General features: G+C 31.4%; 12 protein-coding genes, 2 riboswitches and 1 other annotated feature. Of the genes, 3 read left to right on the forward strand and 9 right to left on the reverse strand.

All coding sequences use genetic code 11. The features are described 5' to 3' along the window. Positions 1-188: 188 nt before the first annotated feature. Together asnA and N4A57_RS16995 are read right to left on the reverse strand one after the other, a co-directional pair. Positions 189-1,202, reverse strand: a complete 1,014-nt coding sequence (asnA, locus tag N4A57_RS16990) for an aspartate--ammonia ligase (RefSeq protein WP_293659266.1) — start codon at positions 1,200-1,202, stop codon at positions 189-191. Between the two features lie 122 nt (positions 1,203-1,324). Further along, positions 1,325-1,572 (reverse strand) — a binding site (T-box leader). 51 nt (positions 1,573-1,623) lie between these two features. Next, a complete protein-coding gene (locus tag N4A57_RS16995) occupies positions 1,624-3,315 on the reverse strand; it encodes a M3 family oligoendopeptidase (protein ID WP_293659267.1) in 1,692 nt (563 codons plus the stop codon). Positions 3,316-3,503: 188 nt separating this feature from the next. Further along, a riboswitch (TPP riboswitch) is annotated at positions 3,504-3,612 on the forward strand. Between the two features lie 65 nt (positions 3,613-3,677). Here N4A57_RS16995 and thiD point away from each other — a divergent pair. From thiD to thiE, 3 genes are read left to right on the forward strand one after another with little or no spacing between them, the layout of a single operon-like run. Continuing rightward, a complete protein-coding gene (gene thiD, locus N4A57_RS17000) occupies positions 3,678-4,475 on the forward strand; it encodes a bifunctional hydroxymethylpyrimidine kinase/phosphomethylpyrimidine kinase (protein ID WP_293659268.1) in 798 nt (265 codons plus the stop codon). Positions 4,476-4,477: 2 nt separating this feature from the next. After that, positions 4,478-5,287, forward strand: coding sequence for a hydroxyethylthiazole kinase (gene thiM / locus N4A57_RS17005; protein WP_293659269.1), 810 nt, complete (start codon positions 4,478-4,480; stop codon positions 5,285-5,287). Further along, on the forward strand, positions 5,280-5,900 hold the full coding sequence (thiE, locus tag N4A57_RS17010) for a thiamine phosphate synthase (protein WP_293659270.1): 621 nt from the start codon (positions 5,280-5,282) through the stop codon (positions 5,898-5,900). The genes thiM and thiE overlap by 8 nt, the downstream gene beginning before the upstream one ends. A 287-nt stretch (positions 5,901-6,187) precedes the next feature. Here thiE and N4A57_RS17015 read toward each other — a convergent pair whose 3' ends face one another. From N4A57_RS17015 to N4A57_RS17045, 7 genes are all read right to left on the reverse strand, one after another. Then, positions 6,188-6,784 (reverse strand): hypothetical protein, encoded by a 597-nt coding sequence (locus N4A57_RS17015; protein WP_293659271.1) that lies wholly within the window; start codon positions 6,782-6,784, stop codon positions 6,188-6,190. A 128-nt stretch (positions 6,785-6,912) separates the two neighbouring features. Continuing rightward, on the reverse strand, positions 6,913-7,560 hold the full coding sequence (locus N4A57_RS17020) for a class I SAM-dependent methyltransferase (RefSeq protein WP_293659272.1): 648 nt from the start codon (positions 7,558-7,560) through the stop codon (positions 6,913-6,915). Between the two features lie 24 nt (positions 7,561-7,584). Further along, entirely contained in the window at positions 7,585-7,920 is a 336-nt protein-coding gene (locus N4A57_RS17025) for a DUF1292 domain-containing protein (RefSeq protein WP_293659273.1), read from the reverse strand. A 132-nt stretch (positions 7,921-8,052) separates the two neighbouring features. Then, complete coding sequence (hisS, locus tag N4A57_RS17030) at positions 8,053-9,240, reverse strand: histidine--tRNA ligase (protein WP_293659274.1); 1,188 nt, start codon at positions 9,238-9,240, stop codon at positions 8,053-8,055. 328 nt (positions 9,241-9,568) lie between these two features. Further along, positions 9,569-10,987 (reverse strand): NCS2 family permease, encoded by a 1,419-nt coding sequence (locus N4A57_RS17035; protein WP_293659275.1) that lies wholly within the window; start codon positions 10,985-10,987, stop codon positions 9,569-9,571. Positions 10,988-11,076: 89 nt separating this feature from the next. After that, a riboswitch (purine riboswitch) is annotated at positions 11,077-11,176 on the reverse strand. A gap of 112 nt (positions 11,177-11,288) precedes the next feature. Further along, positions 11,289-11,663, reverse strand: coding sequence for an iron-sulfur cluster assembly scaffold protein (locus N4A57_RS17040; protein ID WP_293659276.1), 375 nt, complete (start codon positions 11,661-11,663; stop codon positions 11,289-11,291). Positions 11,664-11,770: 107 nt separating this feature from the next. Further along, on the reverse strand, positions 11,771-12,406 hold the full coding sequence (locus tag N4A57_RS17045) for a DUF4085 family protein (RefSeq protein ID WP_293659277.1): 636 nt from the start codon (positions 12,404-12,406) through the stop codon (positions 11,771-11,773). Positions 12,407-12,578: the final 172 nt, after the last annotated feature.

The raw sequence follows: 12,578 nt of genomic DNA on the forward strand, positions 1-12,578 counted from the left end.
GTTATGATTTATTTTGTTATGTTATATTATTCCAGTAAAAAACAAGCTGAAATCTATGCTAAATTTAACTGAATTACATAATAATTACTGGAATTATATTTCCAAATTTGTTGTGATTGTTTGTACAAATTTTACGTAGACACTTTAATTATATACAGAGGGCTAACAATCCCTATTGGTGTCATATTTTATAATAATTGAATGTTTGCTTTTTCACATGCAAGCATCATTTCAACTGGCCAAATTGATGATTGAACTTCTCCTATATGGGCTTTTCTTAGGAAGAACATACAAATTCTTGATTGACCAATTCCACCACCTACTGTGTATGGCAATTCCTTATCTAATAACAGTTTATGGAATTGTAATTCTTTTCTATCTTCACATCCAGATATTTTCAGCTGTCTTTCTAAAGATTCCTCATCTACTCTTATTCCCATGGAAGATAACTCAAAGGCAGACTCAAGTATTGGGTTCCAGAAAACTATATCTCCGTTTAATTCCCAATCATCATAATCTGGAGCACGACCATCATGTTTTTCTCCTGATTTTAAATCTCCACCAATTTTCATGATAAATACGGCTTTATGCTTTTTGCAAATGGCAGTCTCCCTTTCCTTTGGCGTATATTCTGGATACATATCTTCTAGTTCTTGAGTTGTCACAAAGAATATTTCTTCAGGTAAGAACTTTTCGTAATCATCATATACTTCTTCTCCCACAAAGTCTTCTGTAGCTTTGAATACTTTATAAATTCCACTTACAATTTCCTTTAATCTTCCTTCAGTTCTATCTTCTTTTTTAATTATCTTTTCCCAATCCCATTGATCCACATAGATAGAATGTAAGTTAGTAAGTTCCTCATCTCTTCTTATGGCATTCATATCCGTATATAGTCCAGTTGATTCTTCAAATCCATATCTATATAAAGCCATTCTCTTCCATTTTGCTAGGGAATGAACTATTTGAACTTCCTTTCCTCCAATACCCTTCACATCAAATCCTACTGCCCTTTCTATTCCATTTAAATCATCATTTGTTCCCGTCTCTGGTGCTACAAATAATGGTGCTGATACTCTAGTTAAGTTTAATTCCTCTGCTAATGCTCTTTCAAAGAAATCTTTTACCTTTTTAATTGCCACCTCTGTTTGAATAACGTCTAATACTGGTGTGTATTCTTCTGGTACAAATAATTTATACATATTTCTTCCTCCTCTTATTTTTCATAACATTCATAATCTTCTTAATATTCCGATTACATTCATTCCATATTTGGCCCTATTCCTTTTTTAGGTATTAAAAAAACCTTCCACCCCTGCTATATAGCAGGGACGAAAGGTTGAATTTCCGCGGTACCACCCTAAATTGGCAATATGCCCTCTTCATCAGTACGGATTCATATAATCGATACTGTCCAATAGATAACGGTTTGGTTCCGTCTAAGCCTACTTTCTTTCGATTTCGGTTAGAAACTCAGAGATGTTCTTCATTAAAGATTTCGTGTTGGTCTTTCACCGTCACCAACTCGCTAAAACTACCTTCTTTAATTACTCTTCTCGTCACAGTTTTATTACTGAGGTTTTCTTTTATTGATGATAATTGTACATGACATATAAACATTTGTCAAGACTTTTTCTGATTTTTATTTATCCAATTTCTAATTTCATGTACAATAGGCTCTATTACACCTCTTTCAAAGGGACTTTTTAATTTAGCACTTTGGACTAATTTTAAGAAGTATAAACTACCACCAAGTTTGCATAGGTTTACATAGTCTCTCCATGCTTCCTCTCTGTTTTTATTTGATTTTGACCAAAATTGAAATGCACATATTTGGGCCAATGTGTAATCTATATAGTAAAATGGATTTTTAAATATGTGACCCTGTTGATACCAATAGGAACCCTTCTCTAAAAACTCATTATCTTCATAATCCCTATGGGGTAAATATTTCTTTTCCAATTCTCTCCATATTCTTTTCCGATCAATAGGATTCATCTGTGGGTTGTTATATATTATATGCTGAAATTCGTCAACTAATACACCATATGGTATGAATAATATGGAATTTATTAGGTGGCCATATCTATATTTATGAGCTTCTTCTTTAAAGAAAAAATCCATCCAAGGCCATGTTAAAAATTCCATACTCATGGAATGAATTTCACATGCATCTAAAGTTGGAAATTTATATTCTACTAAATCGTATTTTCTACTCTCATAAACTTGAAAAGCATGACCAGCTTCATGGGTTAATACATCCACATCATCTATAGTTCCATTAAAATTTGAAAATATATAAGGCATATTAAAATTGCCTATGTAAGTACAATATCCACCAGGAGATTTTCCCTTTTTACTATTTAGATCCATACAATTTTTTTCTACCATATGCTTAAAAAACACTTTTGTCTCAGGAGATAATTCATTATACATTTTCTCTCCCATTTTTAGTATATAATCCGAATCTCCAGCTAACTTTGCGTTACCATCTTTAAAAGTAATTAATTCATCATAATATTTTAATTTATCCACACCTAGTTCCTCTTTTTGCATTTCCCTTAATTGGGTACAAAAGGGTACTATATACTTTAGTACTTCATCTCTAAAGGCGGATACCATATGTGGAGTATAGTCTGACCTTAACATTCTTTTATATCCTAAGGGAGTAAAATTTTCATAGGATAACTTTTTAGCCATATTAGTTCTCACCCTAACTAAATTGTCATATATAGTATCTAATTTTTCTTCATTTCTTTTGAAGAAATCATATTTAGCTTCACTCGCTTCTTTTCTTGTATTCCTATCCTCACTCATTTGGTAAGGTCGCATTTGAGATAAATTACATATTTCACCATTAAATTCAATTGAAGCTGATGCCAATACCTTAGTGTATTCACTCATGAGTTTATTTTCTTCTTTTAAATCATCTATTATATCTTCACTGAAGGTATCTATAGTCAGACTGGCTATGGTAAATAGTTGCTCTCCCCATCTATCCTTTAATTTTTCCATATTATTAGATTTCATTAGGGTCTTATAAAATTTTGAAACTAAATCATCATACTCTGGTCTATTTTCATCAAAGAATCCCTGTTCCCCTTCATAAAATTCATCCTTTGTATTTATGGTATGCCTAATGTATACAATTTGTTCCATAGATTCAAATTGGACTCTTAAATTATTAATTTCTAACAATAAATTATTTTCTACTTCAAAATCATTAACTTCATTAAAGTTTAATAATAATTTGTTAAATGTATTTTTAAATTCTTCCATATTAGGTCTTTTATATTCTATATGTTCAAATCTCATATTATCATCCTTCCTTAAAACATATTTACATAATATTAATATTTACCCAATATGTCAATTTAATCCTAATTTATTTCATGTTGACCATTTTTTATTCTTATAGTAAGATTAACCTAAGGCATATTCAAAAAATAAATTAATCATTTCACTGGTTATTTGAATTAATTTCTTTCGTATACCTAAAGTAAATATTTGGCTAGGGGAGTCAGTGTTACTGTCTGAGAGTAAGAATAATGATTCTTTAACCCTTCACCTGATCTGGATAATACCAGCGTAGGAAAGCACCTTTAATATGCACAGAATTTATTTAGCATGTACCTATTGTTGGTACATGCTTTTTTATTTTAAGGAGAGTGATCATATTGAAACATTGTTTAACAATTGCCGGTTCTGACTCCTGTGGCGGAGCTGGAATTCAAGCAGATTTAAAGACCTTTAGTGCCCTTGAAACTTATGGTATGAGCGTTATTACAGCCATAACAGCACAAAATACCCAAGGTGTTTTTGCAACTCAAAACATTGATCCTGAAATAGTCTCTAAACAAATTGAAGTATTATTTGATGATATAAAAATAGATGCCATAAAGATAGGTATGGTATCTACCATAGACATTATAAAGGCCATATCTAAATCCCTAGGAAAATTTCCTTTACCTAAATTAGTAGTTGATCCAGTTATGATATCTAAAAGTGGCTTTGATTTATTAAGAAAGGAATCAAAGGATGCCTTAGTAAAGGAACTCTTTCCTATAGCTTACATAATTACTCCAAATTTACTTGAAGCTGAAGATATATTAGGATATGAAATTAAAAATGTGGAGGATATGAAAAAGGCAGCAAGGGACCTTCATAGACTAGGACCTGAAAATGTTTTAGTAAAGGGTGGTCATCTAGAGGGTGATGCCATAGATGTCTTATATGACGGAGAAAACTATCATATCTTTGAAGAAAAACGTATAGATTGTATCCATACCCACGGTACAGGATGTACCCTATCTTCAGCCATAGCTGCCCATTTAGCTAAAGGCTTTCATTTGGTAGATGCAGTTAAACACTCTAAAGATTATATTTCCACTGCCATTGCCCATGGCATATCTATTGGAAAGGGAGTAGGTCCTACTAACCACTTTTATAATCTTTATAATAAAAAGGGGGAATAATCATGCTTAAAAAGGAATTTGAAAAGGCATTTTCACTACTAAAAAATAATTCACCATTAGTTCACCATATAACTAACTATGTAACGGCCCATATATGTGCTGATATAACATTGGCCATTGGAGCATCTCCCGTTATGGCAGATGCCATAGAAGAAGTGGAAGAAATGGTTGGGATGAGTAGTTCTTTAGTTATAAATATAGGAACTTTAAATGAAAGAACTGTAAAGTCCATGATAAAAGCAGGACAAAAGGCTAATAAATGTGGAGTTCCTGTAATTTTAGATCCAGTTGGAGCAGGGGCTACTACCTTCAGATATGAAACTACAAAAAAATTAATAGAGAAAATAGATTTTACTATCATAAAGGGAAATCTATCTGAGATAAAGACCATAGGAGGCCTTAGTACAAAATCTCGAGGAGTAGATTCTATAGATATGGATTCTAACTCCCATAATATAGGAAAGGAATTAGCTAAAAAGTTAAACTGTGTCATTGCCATTACAGGACAAGAAGATATAATATCTGATGGTGAAACTACCCTAGTATTAAAAAATGGAACTTCCCTTCTTGGGTCCATTACAGGAACAGGCTGTATGAGTGCTTCTTTGATAGGGTCATTTTTAGGAACTGGTATATCACCTTTAGCTAGTGCTTCCCTTGCCATTTTAACCATGTGTATAAGCGCAGAGATGGCAGCTAAACGCCTATCTAAGGATTGTGGATCTAAGTCCTTTAAAACATACTTAATAGATGGCATATATAATATGGACTATGACTCTATTTCTAAGGAGATGAATGTGGAATATGTATAATCTAGATGATAAAAAGTTATATTTAGTAACAGATATGTCTAATTTCTCCTTTGAAGAACTTCTACAAAGGGTTAAAAAAGCCATAGAAGGAGGATGTAGCCTGGTTCAAATTAGAGAAAAATCTGCAAGTTCAAAGGAATTTTATGAAAGGGCCATTAGGATGAAAAATCTATGTGAAAAGCATGGTGCTCTTTTCATAGTAAATGATAGGATAGATATTGCCTTAGCCGTTGATGCCCATGGAATTCATCTAGGTCAAAGTGATTTGTCCATAGATATTGCAAAAAAACTCCTTGGTAAGGATAAAATCATTGGTATTTCTGCTAACAACATTAAAGATGCTAAGGAAGCTGAAGAAAAGGGAGCCCATTATATAGGAGTAGGTGCCATATTTCCTACTACTACTAAAAATAATGCTGAACATGTGGATTTAGATACCTTATATCATATCCAATCCAACATTAATATACCAGTCTATGCCATAGGAGGAATTAATCTAGATAATGCCTGTAAAATTTCAAATAAAAAAATACATGGAATAGCCCTATCCTCATGTATTTTAAAAGCCAATTGTCCTAAAGAAGCATCTTCATTTTTAAAGAAATTATTTTAATACATTAATTGATAGTATAGATTTCGTAACGCCAAGCTTTCTTTATACAGTAACTTGCCTATAAGGGAAAATATATTGAAAATCTTTGGAACCCTGGAACGTCACAACATCCTATTCTACTCCAACATGACTCATGAACCTATCTACGAAGATTCACACTTTCGCTTGTGACAAGGGCTTGGGTGGAAAAGATTTTCAATATATTTTCCTGAAATAGGCCCACGTAAAGCAAGTTTATACACCAGAAATCTATAGTATTTTACCTACTATCAATTTTTTTATATGCCTTACTCCATAATAAGTTTTATTTCTAGTGCCCATTTAGACTTCTTTGCATATTCATCCATAGAGTCACTATTTTGAAAGTTTTCTTCCTCATGGGCATATAATAGCCAAATTGGAATTTCTTTTCCCAGTTCTATATCTTTATCCTTTTGCATTTTTTCTATTTCAGAATAAAGGCCCGATTCAAATTCAGGTATAAATTGGATGGATGTAGTATTTCCTTCATCTTGAGAAAAGACTGTTATCATTTTAAACTCTGAATCATTGTCATCATAAAATTCCTTTAGTGATATGGAAAATTCCCCGTAAAGTTCTTTATCAAAATCAATTTCCATTAAGCTACCAGTATTTTTAACTTTTCCATTTTCCCAAATTTCATAAACACTCTTTAATTTTTTCCCCTCTCCCTCATAATTCACCTTCACACAACCGCTTATGATTTCTAAATGAGGTTCTAATTTTTTATATTTCTCTTCAAACAATTCTGATTTGCTTATAATATTTTTATCTTTTAATTTTGCCATATATATTACACCAAATATAATCAATACTACACACATTATTAAGAGTGCAATTTTCAATAGTTTTTTCCTATTCATAATACCCCTCCTAATTTAATTGTATAGTTTTTTTCTTCTAATATGCTAAAAATATAAGACAAGATTTAAAAATAATTATCACTGTAAAAAAAAGACAGTTATTAAATAATTAATAACCGTCCTTTTACTTATTTTTTTCTAAAAGATATTATTGACTTATGATCACTATATAATATTTCCAAATTGAAAATTTCAGCTATCTTTTCAAAGGTCTTCTGTGAATAAAAGGATATATGAGTATTATCCCTTCTATACCACCAATCTTTAAAGATTTCCACATCTTTAGGAGGAAACATAGTCATTATAGCCAGTACTCCCTTTTCCTTCAAAAGGTCTACTATATTCTTAATATCAAGGATAGGATCATGGAAGTGTTCAAAAACTTCTGTGGAAGTTATTAAATCGTATTTCCTTGACTTATAATCCACATCCTTTGCATAATGCCTATCATATATGTATGAATTAAATCCTCTTCTTTCTAATAATACAGATAATACAGGTTCTGGTCCAGAACCATAATCTAGAGAATCTCCCCTTTGGACAAATTCACCAGCTGCCTTATCTATAAAGTTTTCAAATCTATCCACATATTTTTCATCTTCCAAAGAATTATTATGCTTATCATATACAGTTCTCTCTTCTTCATAAGAAATATGATGGACATGACTTTGGAATATGAAATCACACGCCTTACATTTGAAGTACTCATGATTAAATTGAGTATCTAATATTAGGTTAGTGTCACTTTCACAAATCTTACATTTTATATTACTCATACTACACCTCGTATAATGGTATATCTATTGGTATAATTCCGTAAAAGCCTTAGCAACCATTTCAAATTCTTCATCACTACTTATTTGATCTAAAACTGGTCCCTCTTCTGTTTCTTCAAAGGTGTATAAAAAGGCATCTTCTTCCCCTACAGGAAGTAAAGCTATATACTCTTTATTTTCCACTTCAAACACACCTATAACATCACATTCTAATTCTTCTCCATCATCTAAAGTTAAATATATTTTTTCAGCTTCTTCATGGGAATCGTGTCCGCAACTACCACCACAACAGCCTTCATGTCCATGATCGTGCTTATGTTCATGTTCACCATGGTTACAATTACAATTATGTTTTTCCATATAATATTCCTCCTAGCATTGATAATTAATTTCACTCTAATTATACCCTAAAATGAGCTAAATTAAAATGAAAATAAAAAAGAACTACTATATTTATTCATAGTAATCCTTTTTATAGAGAATCTTTTTTCATTATTTCTCATCAACTATTATTATTTCTTCATATCCTTCATTTCTCAATCTTTTCATTCTCTTATCTATTTTATTCTTCTTAAAATTATACACAGATACTATATTTCCAACACTAATCAATTCTTCCGACATACTTATGGCTTTATCAATATATTTATCATCTATGAATACTAGGCCTATTTTCTTCTTTTTATTTGGTATTTTAAACCCATTTTCTTTAAAAATAGATATGATTCTTTCAAAACCTATTGAAAATCCCACAGCTGGAATAGGTTCCTTTTGGAACTTGTTTAAAAGATTATCGTATCTACCTCCTCCAGCTATGGATCCTTTAAATTCATCACTCACTATTTCAAATATAGGTCCTGTATAATATCCCATACCCCTCACTAGGGTTGAATCAAATGCAATAGGATATTTTTTACTTACCACATTAATTAATTTTTCAAGATCCTTTGAATATTCATTATTAAAAGTACTTAAATCACTATTTAAATTTTTCATCAAATTATCTATCTTTTCCTTTTCAAAGCCCTTTGACCCTAACTCATCCATAACACCTTGAGTACCTACCTTATCCATTTTATCTACTGTAATACATACTGTATTAAAATCATTTTCTTCAAACCCAGCTGATAAGACTAATTCTTTTAGTAGTCTTCTATCATTAATTTTAATAGTAAAGTTTTTAAATCCTAGGTCATATAAAGCCTTTGGTAATGTAAGCATTAAGTCTATTTCTGCATAAATACTTTTATCTCCTATAATATCTATATCACATTGGGTAAATTGGCGAAATCTTCCCTTTTGTGGCCTTTCAGCTCTCCATACATATCCCATTTGAAAGGCCTTAAAAGGAGTTGGTAAATCATTTCTATTATTAGCATAAAATCTACTTAGTGGTAATGTTAAATCAAATCTTAATCCTAGGTCACATAAAGCATTTTCAGATAAATCATGAAACTTTAGTTTTTCTCCCCTTTTTAAAATTTTAAATAGTAATCTTAAATTTTCACCACCATCACTGTTATTCAATAATTCTAAATTTTCGATACAAGGAGTCTCTATCTGAGTATACCCTCTACTAGCATACACTTCAGTAATAGTATTTTTTACCCAATTACGTAACTCCATATCCTCAGGTAATGCTTCAAAAGTTCCTTTTACTGGTTTAGTCCTAAATCTCATATTCATTTCTCCCTTCTTGAATTTTTCAAATAAAAAAGTGCAGGTAATTCTACCTGCACAGGGTCCTTGTATATATATAATACATCACCAACTCACAGATACAATACCATTTAAATACTCCTAGGCTTGTATCTATGGATAAATTTTTTCCATAAACCAAGCCCCTTTAATGATACATATGATGATATAATAATAATCCTTTAATAGTATTCATTTTACAATCTCCTAAATTTTAGTTTTCTGAATTATAACACAATTTTCTCATTTATTCAAGGTTCTAATAATTATTCTTCCTTTCTAGATTTAGGGCTTTAAGAGATTCATATTATTACTCGGGTAATAATATGAATCTTACTATAAATAATACTCCTAAGATATACATGATAGGATGTACTTCTTTATGTTTTCCTACTGCTATTTTCATAATTGGATAAAATATGATTCCTGTGGCTATACCATTGGCTATACTATAACTAAATGGCATCATGACTATAGTGAAGAAGGCTGGTACTGCCTCACTAAAATCAGTAAAGTCAACATCCTTTATGGATTCCATCATTAAAACTCCAACAACTATTAATGCAGGGGCTGTAGCTTGAGCTGGCACTATTCCTACCACACCTCCGAAGAATAAGGACAATACAAACAATATACCTACTACAAATGTAGTTAGTCCAGTTCTTCCACCTTCTGCAATTCCCGATGTGGATTCCACATATGTGGAAGTAGTAGTTGCTCCAAAAATAGAACTAAAAGTAGTTGCTATGGCATCTGTAAGTAATGCCTTTTTCATATTTCTAATTTTCCCATCAGGTTGGATCATTTCTGCCCTTTGAGCAGTACCAACTAACGTGCCTATAGTATCAAATAAATCTACTAAACTAAAAGTAAGTACTACCATAACTATACTAGTCATGGCTCCTATTACACCACTTCCTCCATGGGCTAACAATCCTCCAAAGTCCATTTTCATAAATGTAGGCATTATGGATGGAGGTGTACTTATTATTTTAAGACCACTCACTTGAGTAATACCTAAAGGTATACCTATTATAGTAGTTAACAATATGGATATTAACATGGCTCCCTTAACTTGTCTTGCCATTAATATACACATGATAGCTATTCCAATTAAAGTTAATAATACATTTTTATCTGTAAAGTTTCCAAAACTCATTAAAGTTCCCGGATTAGCTACTACTACACCACCACTTTTTAGTCCTATCAATGCTATAAAAAGTCCTATTCCTGCTGTTATGGCCACTTTAATATTCTTAGGTAGACAATCAACTATTTTTTCTCTGATAGATGTAACCGTAATAAGTACAAATAATATTCCAGATATGAATACTGCTGCCAACCCTTGTTGCCAAGTATACCCAAGAGTTAGACATACACTATATGAGAAAAATGCTGTAAGACCTATTCCTGGCGCAACGGCGAAGGGCAAATTAGCATAAAGTGCCATTATTAAAGTTCCTATGGCAGAAATAATACAAGTTCCTGCAAAGGCCGATGCTACAACTTCATCGTTCATAGTATTTAAGTTATTAGCAGCATCTCCTAATAGGCCAAGGCTATTCATTCCCGATGCTTTTAATATATTAGGAATAACTAATAAAGCATAGGCCATCGTAACAAAAGTCGTAAATCCTGCTAATATTTCTGTTTTTATATTTGTGTTATGTTCTTTTAATTTAAAGAATGATTCCAATAGATTTTCTGATTTTCTCCCTGTTGTCTCCATGTACATGTCCTCCTAAAATAATTTTAAAAATAGAAAATTTCCGCCACAAGATATAAGCAATCCCGATGACAGAAATCATTTCTTAAATTAGTTTAAGTTGGATTACTCATAGTGAGAAATTTATGGTTTCTCGTAGAAACTCCTGATCCATATTATCAGTATTATATGAGTGACGTTTATAAAATTTATATTGTTAAAAATAATAACACTATGAAAAAGTAAAGTCAATAGAATGAGTTTATTTCAAATAATTTGGAATTTTTCAAAATCCCCCACTCTCTTAATCCCCAATATTACAAAACTATTTATTGTTTCTATTCCTTGCATATTCTACTATGGCCTTTTTCAAAGCTAATGAACCTAATACAGAACAATGCTCTTTTTCTGGTGGTAGTCCACCTAAACTTTCTATTATATTCTTTTCAGATATGGCATAAGCTGCCATAACAGGTTTTCCCTTTGCCAAGACAGTTGTCATGCTACTAGATGCAATTGCACCGCAACAACCATGTACCTGAAATTTTATGTCCTTTATAAAATCATTATGTACTTTTATATATATCTTTAAATAATCTCCACATTCTGGATCCCCGGCTATTCCCATGCCATCATAATCATCTATTACTCCCACATTCCTTGGATTTTGAAAATGATCCATTGTTATTTGTGAATACATAAATGTCCCCCTATCTCTGATTATATTCCTTTTATTTACAATAATACCATAAATATTATCTATTCCTCCAACGACAAAAGATACAGCCCTAGCTGTATCTCATAAGGTTATATGACTTGAACATGATCTGCTATTATTCTCATTTCACCTTCATCTAATAGTAATCTGTAATCGAATTTACCCTCATGACACAGATGAACTTCCTCATATAAGCATAACTTAGATATACTATTTTTAGGCATATCTAATAATTTTATTCCCTCAAATAATATTTTAAAGTTTCCACCCCTGTAACACTCATAGCAACACGAACTGCCGTCTAATTCTATTATAAGTTCATCTTCCTTAGGCTTTTGAATATCTAGTATTACGGCATCATGTATACTACATTTTTTAAATTCAACCATACTAGTTGGCAATGAGTTTACAATTTTCCTATAATACTGATTATATTCATTGCACATTTTTTCCCATTTTTCATGAAATCTACTTACCAACTCAGGAATTTTCAGTTGTAATACTTCTGACGGACCTTCTTGTGTATATAACTTTTCCCCTGTAGCTATATATTCACCTAATTCCGGTATCATACTTACTATTGCTTTTTCGTATGTTGATTCTTTATCTTTGAATTGTTCTTCATAAGATTCTTTCCAAAACTTTTTAACATTACTTTTTTCTCTAAATAGAGATAATTCTGTTAGCCCCATTACATCATACAAGTTTCTTTTAAAAAACTTCATCCAAACCCCTCCAAAGCACATTTTCAAGATTATAAACTTTTGTATGTTAATTTCATATAGATTTATTGAATTACATTTTATTCCACTAATTAATTATATCATAGTTGTCCTTTTCACGAAATACAGCATATGCCATTTAACTACTTGTCTAATAGACAAAATCTTGATCTGC

The organism is Anaeromicrobium sp., from assembly GCF_025210435.1.
GTDB lineage: Bacteria > Bacillota > Clostridia > Peptostreptococcales > Thermotaleaceae > Anaeromicrobium.